Genomic DNA, 15,450 nt, shown 5'->3' on the forward strand with positions numbered 1-15,450 from the left:
AAATAAATTATTAGGATATTTTATTAAAAAATAGGCTCTAGTTCTTACAACATGAAATAAATTAATTTCAGAATTTCTTATAAAAAAATCATTCTCAACTAAAATTGGGTTAGTTTTTTCAAATAGCTCAACTAAACCTTTCTCCCTGTTGAAAATATAATTAAAAAGTCCTAAATTTTTTTTAAAATCTGTTAAAATAGAGTAACTCTTTATTGACAAAACAGATTCAAACAATTGTAATTCATTTATTTTAGGGATAAGTTTTTCAATATCTTCAACTCTATCATTAATTACAATCAATAATGATTTTTTACCTTCCTTTTTTGCTTGGTGTGCTAATAAAATGGAAATGTATATATGATAAAGAGAACATCCAACAAATGTTTGATTCATTTTTAAAATTTTTAGAATATTTTTGTAAAAATAATTAAATTATGAACACAGAGGTACACAACGCATTCGAAGTTATAAAAAATGGAGGCATTATTTTATACCCAACCGATACCGTTTGGGGAATTGGTTGCGATGCTACTAATGAAGAAGCCGTTAAAAAAATCTATGCTTTAAAACAACGTGAAGAAACCAAAAGCATGATTGTTTTAATGAATGGCGAACGTATGATGTACAACGTTTTCAAAGAAATTCCTGATGTGGCTTGGCAAATTCTAGATTTATCTGAAAAACCAACAACTTTAATCTTAGATAATCCTCGAAATGTAGCCAAAAATATAGTTGCAGAAGACAACACCTTAGGAGTTCGATTAGTTACCGAACCTTTTTGTTTTAAACTAATGGAACGCATGAAAAAACCATTGGTTTCAACCTCAGCAAATATTTCGGGCGAACCTACACCAAAAACTTTCAAAGAAATTAGTCCCGAAATTATAAAAGGTGTGGACTATGTAGTAAATTTGCACCACGATAAAATTTGCAAAAATCCTTCTACGATTATTAAATTAGGTTTAGATAGTCAGGTAAAAGTGATTCGCAAGTAAAAAAACCGCTGATTCGCAGATTAAAATAGTATTATGGATGATTTTTTATATAAAGACAAAACCTACCAAATCATTGGAATTCTATTTGAAGTCCATAAAAATTTAGGCAAGGGATTTTCTGAAATTGTATATAAAGATGCTATTGAATTTGAGTTCCAACAAGCAAATATTCCATACGAAAGAGAAAAAGAATATGTAGTAAATTATAAAAACACCATATTGAAACACAAGTTTTATGCTGATTTTGTAGTTTTTAACGAAATAATATTAGAAATAAAAACAGTCGATTGTTTTAACAATGCTCATTACAATCAATGTTTAAATTATTTGAAAGTTTCAGGAAATGAATTAGCACTTTTAGTTAATTTTAATTCTGTATCACTTGAACACAAAAGAGTTGCACTTTCAAAAAAATAAAAATCTGCGAATCTGCGGTAAAAACATGAATTACAAACAACATTTAGAACATAACATCTTCAAAATCATTTCACAAGCGGCCCAAGAACTTAACTTGGAATGCTATGTGATTGGTGGTTTTGTTCGTGATATTTTACTTGAACGAGACCACAAAAAAGACATCGACATCGTTGCCGTTGGTAGCGGAATTGAATTAGCTTTGAAAGTTTCCGAATTAATTCCGTTTCATCCAAAAGTACAAGTTTTCAAAAACTATGGTACGGCGATGCTACGCTATGACGACATTGATGTGGAATTTGTAGGAGCTAGAAAAGAATCTTATACACACGACAGCAGAAATCCTCTTGTTGAAAACGGAACCTTAAAAGACGATCAAGAACGAAGAGATTTTACGATAAATGCATTGGCTTTTTCATTGAATTCTGAAAACTTTGGTGATTTAGTTGACCCATTTAATGGTGTAGAAGATTTGAAAAATAAAATCATCAAAACACCTTTAAATCCAGATATTACCTATTCTGATGATCCGTTGCGTATGATGCGAGCCATTCGTTTTGCAACCCAATTGAATTTCGAAATTGAATCGGAATCTTTAGAGGCTATTTCTAAAAATAAAGATAGAATTAACATCATTTCTGGCGAGCGAATTGTTGATGAATTGCATAAAATTTTAGCTTCTGAAAAACCTTCGATTGGATTTTTACACTTGTATCAAACAGGTTTATTAGATATTATTTTACCTGAACTAACGGCTTTGAATAATGTCGAAGAAGTGGAAGGTCACACACACAAAAACAATTTTTATCATACTTTAGAAGTAGTAGATAACATTTGTCCAAATACCGATGATGTTTGGTTGCGTTGGTCGGCATTGTTACACGATATTGGAAAAGCACCAACCAAGAGATTCAACAAAAAACAAGGTTGGACTTTCCACGGACATGAATTTTTGGGTGGAAAAATGGTCAAAAAAATATTTGAACGTTTACACATGCCTTTGAATCACAAGATGAAATTCGTGCAAAAAATGGTTACGATGAGTTCGCGACCGATTGTAATTGCAGAAGACATTGTGACCGATAGTGCCGTTCGTCGATTGGTTTTTGATGCAGGCGAAGATATTGATAGTTTAATGACCTTGTGTAAAGCCGACATCACTACAAAAAACCCAAAGAAATTTCAGAAATACCACAAAAACTTCGACATAGTAAAAGAGAAAATAGTTGAAGTGGAAGAAAAAGACCGAGTTCGTGTTTTTCAACCACCTATTTCAGGTGAAGAAATCATGGAATTATTCGGTTTAAAACCTTGTAGAGAAATTGGAGTTCTAAAAGAAGCGGTTAAAGAAGCCATTTTAGAAGGCGAAATTCCAAACGAATATGAAGCTGCTAAGGATTTTGTCCTAAACAAAGCTTCAAAAATGGGATTGAAAAAAGTATAAAAATTATAATCTGTTAAAGCACTTTTCAAATACGCATTACGTAAATTTGGGGTGCTTTTTGAATATCAAGAAAAATGAAAACAAATAAATCAGTCATTTACTGGCTACTTTCTGGTTGTATTTTATTATTTATCATGGTTACGGTTGGTGGAATTACACGTTTAACCAACTCCGGTTTATCGATGACCGATTGGCATTTGATTAATGACACCTTCCCTCCTATGAGTGAAGAAAAATGGGTAGAAGCTTTTGAAGAATATAAAAAATATCCAGAGTATCAAAAAGTAAATCAATACAAAGATTTTCAATTAGACGATTACAAATTCATTTTCTTTTGGGAATGGTTTCACCGTTTTATTGGCCGTATTATTGGTGTGGTTTTCATTATTCCATTTGTTTACTTTTTAATCAAAAAGAAATTAGATAACGAAACCATCAAAAAATGTTTCATCCTTTTAGGAATGGGTGCTTTTCAAGGATTTTTAGGTTGGTTCATGGTAGCCAGCGGTTTAAAAGACATACCCGATGTTAGTCACTTTAGATTAGCAATTCACTTAACATTTGCTTTTATTACGTTTGCCTACACGCTTTGGGTGGCTTTAGATTTAATTTATCCTGAAAGAAAATTACCTGTTTTAGAATTAAGAAAAATTGCCCGAATTGCTTTAGTAATTCTAATCATCCAAATTATTTACGGAGGGTTTGTAGCAGGTTTAAACGCCGGATTAATTCATAATCATTGGCCTTTAATGAGCGATGGTCAATTCTTTCATGAAAGCATTCAATTAGAACAATCCAATTTGCTTTTATCGTTTACAGAAGGCAAAAGTGGTGTACAATTCATTCACCGAACATTTGCTTATGTTGTTGTATTTTCAATCATCTATCTTTTCATAAAAAGCAGAAAATTTGTTTTGGATAAAGCACAAGATAATGGATTGAAAACTTTGCTGGTTTTTGTATTTATCCAATTCATTTTAGGAATTTTTACCTTATTATTCCATGTTCCACTTTGGTTAGGATTAGCACATCAAATTATGGCGTTCTTTTTATTAACTGCGATGACGTTTACATTGCATAGGTTTTCAAAATAAATTTTAATGAAAAAAGCTATTTTTATAATCAATATGCTATTTTTAGTTACTTTTTTTTCAAATGCACAAAATAATGACGATTTAATTTTTAAAGACGGAAATCAAACAATTAAAATTGAGTTTGAAACTAAACAACCTTATTTAGAATTAAATAAAAATACTAAATTTATTGTTTCTGTTGAAAATATTGAGTTACAGAAAACTTCAATAATTGGCAGAGGAATTAGAATTTTAGGTTCAAATAATAAAACTAATTTTGAATGTTCTGTTTTAGTTGATGAAAATGGGTTAGAAAATGGAAAGTTCAAAATGCGTTTAATCTATTATAATAAAGATGAATTAAAAACACATATTTTCATAATTCCTGTTAAATAATTCTACCCAATCCACTCCTTAAAATCACCAACACGTTCTCTGGCAACAATTACTTCGTCGTCTTTGTATGTTGGCAAAATGATTTTTAATCTTGAATTCGAATACACTTGAATTTCCTTCACCGCTTTCAGTGGAACTATGAATTTTCGGCTTACTCGATAGAATTCTTTTGGATTGATTTCAGCTTCTACAACTTCTAAAGTAGAATCGATTAAATAATCACGGTTGTCTAAAGTATGAATATACGTTCCTTTGTTTTCACTGTAGAAACATTCTACTTCATCAATGGAAATCACTTTTAATTGTTGGCCAATTTTTACCGAAAAACGCTTTTTGTATTCTTTTTCCACTGGATTGACTAACATTCGTTTTATCGCTTCAAAATCTAATGAAATATTTTGCGATTGAGTTCTAGCTTTAAATTTATTGACAGCGACTTCCAAATCTTCTTCATCGATTGGTTTCAATAAATAATCGATACTATTCAGTTTGAAAGCTCGTAACGCATATTCATCATAAGCGGTTGTGAAAATCACGGCACTTTTGATGTGTTGCTGAGCTTTGTCGAAGTACTCAAATATCTCAAACGACAAACCATCAGACAATTGAATATCTAAAAAAATCAAATCAGGATGCGTATTGTTTTGAAACCATACAATGGCTTCTTCCACAGAATGCAACATGGTATTTACTTGCAATCCTAATTTTTCAACCTTACGTTGCAACAATCGTGCTGCTGGCTTTTCGTCTTCGATAATTAATATATTCATTGTTTTAAAACTTCAAAATTCAACATTCGTTGTTCAATATTCAGCGTTTGATTATTCCCACTTATTCGCTTTTTCTTTCTCCATAAATTCCTTAATCTTGCGTTCTTCCCAATTTTGCCCCATAATCCAATTAGGCATAAAAACAGAAAGTCCGTGAGCCACTAACCCAATTCCCCAAAAGAAAGCCGTAAAGAAATTTTGTGCTTGAAAATAACTTTCTCCTTCTTTCAAATCTTGAATATTGATTATTACAATCATAATATTAATGATAACATAAACAATTGCGTGTGTGTAAAAGCCTTTAATTTTTTTAACTCGTTTTAAAGCTTCTTGATATTTGATTTCGTCTTGTGTATTCATGATTTTTTATTTTTAATTGAAAATAAATTATTCCCATTTTGTATTTTTTTCTTTTTCCATTATTTCTTTAATCTTTTTATCATCCCAATCTTTTCCAAAAAATGGAAAAACATTAAAAACACCTAAAGCATGAAAAAAAAGTCCAATACCCCAGCCCAACATAGGCCAATAAAACCAAATATGTTTAGGTGAAAAATACAGGTTAATGAAAATCAAAAACGGAATTACAACTAAATAACTTGCCAAATGATTATAAAATTCTTTAAGTTCCTTTACTCTCTTTTTAGCTTTATTATATTTTTCTATATCAAATTGATTTGTCTCCATGATTATTTCCAGTTTTTTGAATTATTTTCTTCTTTGTTCATTAATTCTTTTATTTTTCGCTCTTCCCAAGATTTCCCGTAACCAAAAGTTTCTAGAGCATGAAAGGTTAATCCCATTCCCCACCCTAACATTGGAAACCAAAACCACTGAAAGTTAGATGTTCTTAAATTGATAAAAATCAAAAACGGAATAACAACACAATATGATATTAAATTGCCATAAAATCCTTTTAGTTGTTCTACTTTGTCTTTTGCTCTTTGATAAGCTAAATTCTCATTATAAATATTTTGTGTTTCCATAATACTAATTTGTTTTGTTAAAATCGGTAGAAATACTTTGAACTCTTTTTCGTTTTCTTCTACCAATACTTTTCTTTTAGTTAAAATTCCGTAGCGATTCACAATATTTTGTAATCCTACGCCTTTTCGGTCAGATAATACTTCTTTCTTTTGAAGATTGTTAGACACAACTAACTGACCATTATCAATACTAATTTTGATATGTAGCGGTTTTGCTTCGCTAACTACATTGTGTTTGATGCAATTTTCTAATAACAATTGTAGCGACAACGGAACTACTTTGGCTTCTTCATTTTCAAAATTTTCTGGAATTTCAAATGTGATGCTGTTTTCAAATCGCATTTTCAGTAAATTCATGTACGTTTTGGCAAATTGTAATTCTTCTGCCACCGAAACCAATTCTTTATCTTTTTGTTCCAAAACATAGCGATAAATCTTGGAAAGCGAAGTAGTAAATTTTTGAGCACTTTCAGGATTTTCCTCGATTAACGAACTCAATACATTCAAACTATTAAAAAGAAAATGCGGATCGATTTGATTTTTTAAACTTTCAAACTGTGCCGAAGCCGTTCCTGCAATAATTTTCTGTTCTTTTAATTTATTTTCCTGATACGATTTGTAGAAATAAACTAGGTGAATAACCAACGAAACTATAATCGTAATCACCATTGCCACAACATAATTAGCAGGCATTTCGTTTTGAATAAATTCTTGAATCGTTTTGTCTTCAAAGCCAACGTCTTCTAACATTCGCAAAAAGAAAATAGCTAATCCCGAAACTAAAAACGAAGCTAAAAATCCGATTACTAATCGTTTTAAATGAAATCGATTCTTTTCAAAATGTTTATCTAATTGAATAAAAATTAAAGCATTAGCAAAATAAAGCACCACACTATACAACATTGTAAAAATGAAATTCCACTTTAAAGTTGTAAGACTTGGCAAACTTCTGCTGATTAATAAATTCACACCTTGAAGTATTGCAAAAACTACAATTCCAATTACTATTGCTTTAACTATTTCTCTTGAATATTTCATTTTAAAAATTTTATTTACAAGCCTTAACTTCCTCTTGCGCTCTATCTAATCCCCAACTTGGATGGAAAACCGATTCAGGTTTAAAAGTAGCAAAAAGTTCGATTGCTTTTTCAATTTGGGCACACATTGATTGGGTATCTTGACCAAAATACTGTGCCATACCTTTTTCAAATGAAGCCTTTTGAAATACAACTCTCGGATTTTCAGGAGCAATTTTATATGCTTTGTTTAAAATATACATCACATCGCCCGATAATTGTTGTCCGTATGTCATTGGATCATAAACAATCCAAGCAGTGTGAATCATAGCTTGCAGTACTAAAACTTCTGGATTGTCTTGTGCTAACTCGTTACAAACATCTTGTGCTTTTTGAGCAGCATTCAATAAAGACTCTATTTTAGTTTTGTCTTTTTCACCAAAAGCTTGTGTTGTATTGATGAAAGCGATGTAATAATTTGGCAACCAATTTGTTTTTTCAACCGAAGCAATTTTCTCGAATTGAACTAATGCTTCTTTTGAATTTCCGTCTTTCCAAGTTTGCAAGGCTTTTTTCATTCCTTGATCAAACTGAGTTTGCGCTGATACAATTGAAGCGACAAACATTGCGATGATAGTGATTAATTTTGTCATGATTTTAATTTGTTTTTACACAGAGCTTCACCGAGATTTTTTGATTTTGATTACTTTGATTAGAGATTCTCAGAGACGCTTTGCTTTTTTTAATTGATTAATACTAATGTTCGTTTTTTGATTTTGTTATTGTTCTTGTTCTTGCGCTTGAACTATCTTATTTTGATGAAGCAAAGTTGCAACAGAAATCGCACCCATAAAATTGAAACTAACCGAACTGTCATTTTTTGAGGATGAATTGTAAGTTTTAGTTTTCTAGTCAGGTTTTAATTTAAAAAATTAACTTTGCATTGTTCCTTCGAAAGGAAAAAATTACAAAAAATTAAACCTAAATTCTTTAAAAAACGAAATGACAAAAAAGCTAAAACGCAATTACAGAAAAGCAAAATACGTTTTATACAAAGAAACTTTAGTTGATTTTAAAGAACACTTTTGGGCTTTTTTAGGATCGTTTGTAGGTTTAGGAATAATTAGTTTATTACAATTTAGAATTTTCACTTCATCAGACTTAGTTTTTCTTATAGGTTCGTTTGGTGCCTCTTGTGTTTTGGTGTATGGAGTTATTGAAAGTCCTTTAGCACAGCCTCGAAATCTTATTGGAGGCCATGTGATTTCGGCAATAATTGGTGTTAGTATTTATAAATTATTACCTGATTTAATTTGGGTAGCGGCTCCTTTAGCTGTTTCCTTATCAATTGTATTAATGCAAATAACAAAAACCTTACATCCACCGGGTGGAGCTACCGCTTTGATAGCTATTGCAGGTTCCGATAAAATAAAAGAATTGGGATATTTCTATGTGATTTCGCCCGTTTTATTTGGTGCTATTATTCTTTTGATAACCGCTTTAATTTTCAACAATATACCTTCTAAAAGGCACTATCCATCAAAAGGTATTTTTTTATCAAAAAAAGAGCTCAAAAAACGCATTCCTTTTCTGTAAGTAACTATTTTTACCAAAATTAGTTTCATGGCATACCAAGATATTTTAGACGGAATTTACAACGAAGTCATCCAAATCGAAAACACTGGAAAAGTAGCTGACTACATTCCAGAATTAGCAAAAGTTGATGCTAATAAATTCGGAATTGCTTTAGTTGACAAACATCAAAACGTGTTTACAAAAGGCGATGCTTTGGAGAAATTTTCAATTCAGAGTATTTCAAAAGTCATTACCACTTCGCTTATATTTTCTAAAATTGGAAACGATTTATGGGAACGTGTTGGCTATGAACCTTCTGGTAATTCCTTTAATTCCTTAGTACAATTAGAAAATGAAAATGGTATTCCAAGAAATCCGTTTATCAATGCTGGCGCTCTGGTTATTGCCGATTTAATGTTGGAACATTTTGAAAATCCAAAAGCATTCCTACTTGATTTCGTAAGAGAACTGACCGAAAATCCAAACATCAATTACAATGAAAATGTAGCACAATCTGAAAAAGCATTTGGTTACCGAAATGCAGCTTTGGTGAACTTTATCAAATCCTTTGGAAACATCAAAAACGAACCAGAAGCCGTTTTAGACTTCTATTATCATCAATGTTCTATTGAAATGAGTTGTGTCGATTTAGCTAAATGCTTTCAAGTTTTCGCTAATAATGGAGTGATTCCAAAAAGCGATAAAAAATTCCTTTCATCAAGTAAATGCAAACGCATGAACGCTTTAATGCAAATGTGCGGTTTTTATGATCAAGCAGGAGAATTTACGTTTAAAGTTGGGCTTCCTGGAAAAAGTGGTGTTGGTGGTGGCGTAGTTGCGGTTTTCCCAAACCATTATACGGTAGCGGTTTGGAGTCCGAAATTAAACAAAAAAGGAAATTCATTTTATGGCTTGGAAACTTTAGAGCGATTGACGACTGAAACCTCATTATCCATATTTTAAAATCTTATCAACAAATCGCAAAAGCAAAAAAGTTTCTCGTAAATAATAATTACTTTTGCAGTTCTTAAAATTTCAAAGATTATGATTTACAAATTCCGAGTGATTCTCGATGCTGAAGAAGATATTTTTAGAGATATTGCCATTGAAAGCGACAACACCTTAGAAGATTTACACAATGCTATCGTAAACGCTTTTGGCTTTGATGGAACAGAAACAGGTTCGTTCTTTACTTGTGAAGACGACTGGACTTGGAACGAAGAAGACGAAATTCCATTGTTTGACACAGGCGAAGTTCCTGGTGAAATGAAAACGATGGTGGATTTCAAAATTGATGATTTGATGCACCAAGACAATACTAAAATGGTCTATGTGTATGATTTCTTTAGTATGTGGACATTCTTCGTGGAATTAGCAGCAATTGAAGAAGAAAAAGAAGCTGGTGAAACCTATCCTGCGTTATTATTTTCTCATGGCGAATTACCAGCAGAAGCAGGTCAAAGCGGATTGAGAGGCGATTTATCAAATGACGATATCTACGGTGACTTTGAAGACGATTTCGATGACGATGATTTCGACATGTTTGATGGAGACGACAGCTTCGAAGACATGGGATTTGAAGAAAACTGGAACTAAAAGCCAAAAGAATTAGAAAAGAATAAACCAAAATACAATCTTAAAAAGCCAAGAAAAAACAATATCAGTTCTATCTTGGCTCTTTTATCTAAACTATAAAAAATGATCAATCTATTTAATGCTCATATTGAGAATTTATCAATTCACCGCGTAGGAAACAAAAGCAGAAACGAAGCTATTTTCTTATCTGAAAATCCATACGGGTTGAATGATGAAATTATGCCTTTATTGAAGGAATTTTTCTTTAAACCTTTTAGAGAAAAAGAAGAAAACTACTTTCAGTTTGCTCATGAAGTAGATTTAGAATATAACGAAATGTACAATTTTGCTACCGAAGTTTTCAATAACCCAAGCGAAATTCACAACGTTTCTAAAAAAATCACAAAACACCTATTCGAGCAATCGAATCATCCACATATTAAAAACGGAGAAGTGTATGTAGCTTATTTCACTCACGTTTCTATTGATAATAATGTAGTAGATGCAATAGGAGTTTTCAAAAGTGAAGTTCAAACCGATTTCTTACAATTCGAAGAAAACGGAAGTAATTTAGAAATGATTTTACAACAAGGAATCAACTTAAATAAGTTGGACAAAGGTTGTATCATTTTCAACTATAAAAAAGAAGAAGGTTACAAAATTTTAACCGTAGACAGCAACCGTTACGATGCGCGTTATTGGTTAGAACATTTCTTATCAGTTGATGCGTTTCAAGATGAAAACTTCATGACGAAGAAATACTTAAAATTCTGTCAAGAGTTTGCTAAAGAAGTAGTTTTACCTGCCGAAGACAAGCAACAAGAAGTATTGTTCATGAACCGTGCTATCAATCACTTTGCAAAAAATGATGAATTTGAAGAAACGGCTTTCTTAAACGAAGTAATGCAAAATCCAGAATTCATTCCAGAATTCAAAAATTATAAAGTAGATAAAGGAGCCAAATATAGTATCGAAGACGTTTCCAGTTTTCCAATTGCAAATGCTGCGGTAACAGATGTGCGTCGTTCTTTAAAAAATACGATTCAATTAGACACTAATATCCAAATCAAGTTAGACTTCATCAACCCAGAAAGTGCGGAAAAATTCGTTGAAAAAGGTTGGGACGAAGAAAAACAAATGTATTATTACTTGGTTTACTTTAACAAAGAGCAGAAATCGTAAGCCATTTACATACAAATTATTAAACCTCAATTGTAAATTCGTAATTGAGGTTTTTTTTGAAAGAACTTTAACAAAATATTTTGTTTAACTTTTTTGATTTTAAATTAAACATTATGTACCTTTGAGAAAAATATTTAAAATCATGGCAAAAAAGAAAGAAATAAACAAAGAAGGCATTTTAAGTTTATACATCGATTATTTCTTAGAACACAACAAGCAACCGCAATCGGTTTATTTGTTTGCCAAACATGCTGGTTTTGAGGAAGGTTTGTTTTACAAACACTACGCTTCTTTTAACCAAATTGAGCAAAACTTTTTCACTTCGCTATTCGATAATACATTAGAATTATTAGGAAATAGTGAAGAATTCGCTTCATACGATGCTCGCACACAATTGTTGAGTTTCTATTTCACTTATTTCGAAATGTTAACTGCTAATAGAAGTTTCGTGGTAGCATTATTGAAAGAAGACAAAAACAAATTAAAAAGTTTGTCAAAATTGAGCGAATTAAGAAAAAGTTTCAAACAGTTTTACGACACTTTAGACATAGAAAAAATCGATTTAAAACAAGAAAAGTTAATCGAAATTCAAGAAAAAACAATGAGTGAAATGGCTTGGTTCCAATTCTTATTTACTTTGAAGTTTTGGATTGAAGACACCTCAATTTCATTCGAAAAAACCGATATTTTCATTGAAAAATCTGTCAATACCAGTTTTGACTTGATGGATACTACACCATTCAAAAGTCTAATTGATTTTGGAAAATTCATGTGGAACGAAAGAGGCTCATTTAAAATGTAAGCAAAAACCATATGAAAACAATCGATAGTATTCCTACCTCAAAAATCCAACGCGCTTCTAAACTGATTCAAACTGGAGCTAAAGTTGGTGTGAATTATCTCAAATATTACGGAGATAAAATCACCAAAACCGAAGAAGAAGCCAAAGAATCGCTGAACAAAAACAACGCTGCCGACATTTACGACAGTTTAAAGCAATTGAAAGGAAGTGCTTTGAAAGTCGCACAAATGTTAAGTATGGATAAAAATATCTTACCAAGAGCTTACGTGGAAAAATTCTCACTGGCACAATTCTCGGTTCCGCCGTTGTCAGCTCCTTTGGTGAACAAAACCTTTAAAAATTACTTTGGCAAACAACCAAGTGAAATATACGATACCTTCAATGCCACTTCGATAAATGCGGCTAGCATTGGCCAAGTGCACCAAGCTACCAAGGATGGGAAAAAACTTGCTGTGAAAATTCAATATCCTGGAGTGGCAGAAAGTATCAGTTCAGATTTGGCTTTGGTAAAACCAATCGCCATTAAAATGTTCAATATCAAAGGAAAAGATTCGGATAAATATTTTAAGGAAGTTGAAGACAAATTGATTGAAGAAACCAATTACATCAATGAAGTAAAACAAAGTATGGAAATTGTTGAAGCTTGTAAAAACATTCCAAACTTAGTTTTTCCAAAGTATTACCCAGATTGGTCGTCAGAGAAAATTATTACGATGGATTGGATGACGGGCGAACATTTATCAGAATTCACTGCTCACAATACCGATGCTGAGAAATCAAATATTTTAGGTCAAACGCTTTGGGATTTTTACATGTTTCAAATGCACAATTTGAGAAAAGTTCATGCTGATCCACATCCAGGAAATTTCTTGATTACTAAAGACACGAAATTAGTAGCTCTAGATTTTGGTTGCATAAAAGAAGTTCCGAATGATTTTTATGTACCGTATTTCGAATTAGCGAAAAAAGAAAACTTGAACAATCCAGAATTCTTCCAATCGAAATTATACGAATTAGAAATCTTAAGAAAAGAAGATACAAAAGAAGAAATTGAATTCTTCACCGAAATGTTCCATGAATTATTAAGCTTATTTGCACGACCTTTCCATGTTGAAGAATTTGATTTTTCAGACGAAGAATTTTTCGGTCAAATAGCTGATTTGGGAGAACGTTATTCCAAAAACACGGAATTACGCAACATGAATGGAAATCGTGGTTCAAAACATTTTATTTACATCAACAGAACGTTCTTTGGATTGTATAATTTAATGCACGATTTAAAAGCTTCAAACGTTAAAATCAACAACTTTATTCAATATTAATTTTGCCCCAAAATTACCTTTAAATCCCTAATCGAGCCATAAGATTAGGGATTTTTTATTTTGTTTAGTTTCAAATTCGTAACAAAACCAATTTTAGTTCGTCTTATCTTTAAATCAAAAAACAAACAAACTTGGAAACTATTTTAAAAATCTCAAATCTTCATAAAAAATTTAGAAAGGTTCATGCGGTAAACAATGTTTCTCTTGAAATTAAAAAAGGTAATGTTTATGGAATTTTAGGACCAAATGGTTCTGGAAAATCAACCACTTTAGGAATCGTTTTAAATGTTGTAAACAAAACTTCGGGCGATTTTTCTTGGTTTGATGGCAGCCTTTCTACTCATGATGCATTAAAGAAAGTTGGTGCAATTATCGAAAGACCTAATTTTTATCCATACATGACTGCGGAAGAAAACTTGAAGTTGGTTTGTAAAATCAAAAACATACCTTTTGATAAAGTCAATGAAAAATTAGAATTGGTTGGATTATTAGACCGAAAAGACAGCAAATTCAAAACGTTTTCTTTAGGAATGAAGCAACGTTTGGCAATTGCCTCTGCCCTTTTAAATGATCCTGAAATTTTAATTTTAGACGAACCTACAAATGGATTAGATCCACAAGGCATTCGTCAAATTAGAGATTTAATTAAAATCATTGCAAACCAAGGAACAACTATACTTTTAGCTTCGCATTTACTAGATGAAGTAGAAAAAGTATGTTCACATGTAATTGTTTTACGTTACGGAGTAACGCTTTATCAAGGAACTGTTGATGAAATGTTAGCAAATGAAGGATTCTTTGAACTTCAAGCGGATAATTTAGATGAATTAGTTCAAATTGTATCTCAACATCAAGCTGTAGACAAAATTGAAGTTCAAGAAGGAAAAGTTTTAGTGTATTTAAAAGCGCCTTTAGAAGCAGGAGAATTAAATCAATATTTATTTAACAAGAATATTGTTTTAACGCATTTATTAAAGCGCAAAACGAGCTTGGAAGAACAATTCTTAAAACTAACAAACTAACCAACTTAAAATGAAACGATTAATCAATATAGAATTACAAAAAATATGGCTTAATAAAGCGAGTCGTGCATTAAGCATCATATACTTTTTATCACTTTTTTTATTAGCAAGTATCGCACTAATAGAATTTGATTTTGGCCCTTTTAAATTTGAAGCAGCAAAAAGTGGCTTTTTTAATTTCCCTTACATCTGGCATTTTACGACTTATGTAGCTTCTTGGTTTAAATTATTTTTAGCGGTTATCATCGTTTCTATGGTAGCAAATGAATTTAGCTACGGAACATTAAAACAAAATTTAATTGACGGAATGTCTAAAAAAGAATTTTTACTTTCTAAATTCTATACTATTATTTTATTTTCTTCTGTTTCAACTTTACTTGTGTTCGGAATCAGTTTAATTTTAGGTTTAAAATATTCATCTTACACAGAAATTGATATTATTTTTTCTGATATGAGCTATTTGTTTGCTTATTTCTTAAAACATGTAGCATTCTTCTCGTTTTGTTTGTTTTTATCCTTATTAATCAAACGATCTGCTTTTACTTTAGGCTTTATATTTGTTTGGTTTTTAGGCGAAAATGTAGGACATGCTATTTTAAAATACAATATTTTAGGCTACAAACCTCAAGACAAAAACACAGAAGCGATTGATTGGGTTAAAGATGTTTTACCTTTAGAATCGATGTCTAATTTAATTGTAGAACCTTTCACAAGATTGAATTTTGTAAAATCAGTTTCAAATACAGTTGGCGAAACTTTTGAGAAAAATTATCAAGTGCAACCAATCTTTGTTGGAATTGTTTTAGCATGGACAATTATATTTATTTTAACATCTTATTACATTCTTAAAAAGCGCGATTTATAGTATCTTTGCCGAT

Annotated in this window: 19 protein-coding genes; 13 read left to right on the forward strand and 6 right to left on the reverse strand. The window is 31.3% G+C overall.

What is annotated here, in order from left to right; all coding sequences use genetic code 11:
- The coding region (locus ACE3PD_RS06710; protein ID WP_374400804.1) for a hypothetical protein at positions 1 to 393 on the reverse strand (393 nt) is incomplete at its 3' end.
- Between the two features lie 41 nt (positions 394 to 434).
- On the opposite strand from ACE3PD_RS06710, the gene ACE3PD_RS06715 reads away from it, so the two are divergent.
- From ACE3PD_RS06715 to ACE3PD_RS06735, 5 genes are all read left to right on the forward strand, one after another.
- Positions 435 to 995: an L-threonylcarbamoyladenylate synthase gene (locus ACE3PD_RS06715; protein ID WP_374400806.1), complete on the forward strand. Its 561-nt coding sequence runs from the start codon at positions 435 to 437 to the stop codon at positions 993 to 995.
- Between the two features lie 33 nt (positions 996 to 1,028).
- Positions 1,029 to 1,412: a GxxExxY protein gene (locus tag ACE3PD_RS06720; protein ID WP_374400808.1), complete on the forward strand. Its 384-nt coding sequence runs from the start codon at positions 1,029 to 1,031 to the stop codon at positions 1,410 to 1,412.
- Between the two features lie 25 nt (positions 1,413 to 1,437).
- Complete coding sequence (locus tag ACE3PD_RS06725; RefSeq protein WP_374400810.1) at positions 1,438 to 2,853, forward strand: CCA tRNA nucleotidyltransferase; 1,416 nt, start codon at positions 1,438 to 1,440, stop codon at positions 2,851 to 2,853.
- A gap of 74 nt (positions 2,854 to 2,927) precedes the next feature.
- Positions 2,928 to 3,947, forward strand: a complete 1,020-nt coding sequence (locus ACE3PD_RS06730; RefSeq protein WP_374400812.1) for a COX15/CtaA family protein — start codon at positions 2,928 to 2,930, stop codon at positions 3,945 to 3,947.
- A gap of 6 nt (positions 3,948 to 3,953) precedes the next feature.
- Complete coding sequence (locus tag ACE3PD_RS06735) at positions 3,954 to 4,322, forward strand: hypothetical protein (RefSeq protein WP_026724646.1); 369 nt, start codon at positions 3,954 to 3,956, stop codon at positions 4,320 to 4,322.
- Positions 4,323 to 4,324: 2 nt separating this feature from the next.
- Here ACE3PD_RS06735 and ACE3PD_RS06740 read toward each other — a convergent pair whose 3' ends face one another.
- Genes ACE3PD_RS06740 through ACE3PD_RS06760 form a run of 5 tightly spaced genes read right to left on the reverse strand, consistent with a single transcriptional unit; the run spans position 4,325 to position 7,747 of the window.
- Positions 4,325 to 5,092, reverse strand: coding sequence for a LytR/AlgR family response regulator transcription factor (locus ACE3PD_RS06740; protein WP_374400815.1), 768 nt, complete (start codon positions 5,090 to 5,092; stop codon positions 4,325 to 4,327).
- Between the two features lie 51 nt (positions 5,093 to 5,143).
- A complete protein-coding gene (locus ACE3PD_RS06745) occupies positions 5,144 to 5,452 on the reverse strand; it encodes a 2TM domain-containing protein (RefSeq protein ID WP_374400817.1) in 309 nt (102 codons plus the stop codon).
- A 27-nt stretch (positions 5,453 to 5,479) separates the two neighbouring features.
- Positions 5,480 to 5,779, reverse strand: a complete 300-nt coding sequence (locus ACE3PD_RS06750) for a 2TM domain-containing protein (protein ID WP_374400819.1) — start codon at positions 5,777 to 5,779, stop codon at positions 5,480 to 5,482.
- Positions 5,780 to 5,781: 2 nt separating this feature from the next.
- Positions 5,782 to 7,116 (reverse strand): 2TM domain-containing protein, encoded by a 1,335-nt coding sequence (locus ACE3PD_RS06755; protein WP_374400821.1) that lies wholly within the window; start codon positions 7,114 to 7,116, stop codon positions 5,782 to 5,784.
- A 10-nt stretch (positions 7,117 to 7,126) separates the two neighbouring features.
- Positions 7,127 to 7,747, reverse strand: a complete 621-nt coding sequence (locus ACE3PD_RS06760; protein ID WP_374400823.1) for a hypothetical protein — start codon at positions 7,745 to 7,747, stop codon at positions 7,127 to 7,129.
- A 349-nt stretch (positions 7,748 to 8,096) separates the two neighbouring features.
- Here ACE3PD_RS06760 and ACE3PD_RS06765 point away from each other — a divergent pair, with 349 nt between their 5' ends.
- The 8 genes from ACE3PD_RS06765 to ACE3PD_RS06800 all read left to right on the forward strand — a co-directional run bounded on the left by ACE3PD_RS06765 (position 8,097) and on the right by ACE3PD_RS06800 (position 15,437).
- Entirely contained in the window at positions 8,097 to 8,690 is a 594-nt protein-coding gene (locus ACE3PD_RS06765; protein ID WP_374400825.1) for an HPP family protein, read from the forward strand.
- 27 nt (positions 8,691 to 8,717) lie between these two features.
- Positions 8,718 to 9,632 carry a glutaminase gene (locus ACE3PD_RS06770; protein WP_374400827.1) on the forward strand — a complete coding sequence of 305 codons (915 nt, stop codon included), beginning with the start codon at positions 8,718 to 8,720 and terminating at the stop codon, positions 9,630 to 9,632.
- Between the two features lie 81 nt (positions 9,633 to 9,713).
- Positions 9,714 to 10,265, forward strand: a complete 552-nt coding sequence (locus tag ACE3PD_RS06775; protein ID WP_111566796.1) for a hypothetical protein — start codon at positions 9,714 to 9,716, stop codon at positions 10,263 to 10,265.
- Positions 10,266 to 10,367: 102 nt separating this feature from the next.
- Positions 10,368 to 11,426 carry a nucleoid-associated protein gene (locus ACE3PD_RS06780; protein ID WP_291264941.1) on the forward strand — a complete coding sequence of 353 codons (1,059 nt, stop codon included), beginning with the start codon at positions 10,368 to 10,370 and terminating at the stop codon, positions 11,424 to 11,426.
- A gap of 142 nt (positions 11,427 to 11,568) precedes the next feature.
- Positions 11,569 to 12,228, forward strand: a complete 660-nt coding sequence (locus ACE3PD_RS06785; protein ID WP_374400830.1) for a TetR family transcriptional regulator C-terminal domain-containing protein — start codon at positions 11,569 to 11,571, stop codon at positions 12,226 to 12,228.
- An 11-nt stretch (positions 12,229 to 12,239) separates the two neighbouring features.
- Positions 12,240 to 13,550 carry an ABC1 kinase family protein gene (locus ACE3PD_RS06790; RefSeq protein ID WP_374400832.1) on the forward strand — a complete coding sequence of 437 codons (1,311 nt, stop codon included), beginning with the start codon at positions 12,240 to 12,242 and terminating at the stop codon, positions 13,548 to 13,550.
- A gap of 131 nt (positions 13,551 to 13,681) precedes the next feature.
- Complete coding sequence (locus ACE3PD_RS06795) at positions 13,682 to 14,572, forward strand: ABC transporter ATP-binding protein (RefSeq protein ID WP_374400834.1); 891 nt, start codon at positions 13,682 to 13,684, stop codon at positions 14,570 to 14,572.
- A gap of 10 nt (positions 14,573 to 14,582) precedes the next feature.
- The gene (locus ACE3PD_RS06800) at positions 14,583 to 15,437 is read left to right on the forward strand and encodes an ABC transporter permease (protein ID WP_231836383.1); all 855 of its coding nucleotides are present in this window, start codon (positions 14,583 to 14,585) and stop codon (positions 15,435 to 15,437) included.
- Positions 15,438 to 15,450 lie beyond the last annotated feature (13 nt).

The organism is Flavobacterium sp. (assembly GCF_041911335.1).
Classification (GTDB): domain Bacteria; phylum Bacteroidota; class Bacteroidia; order Flavobacteriales; family Flavobacteriaceae; genus Flavobacterium.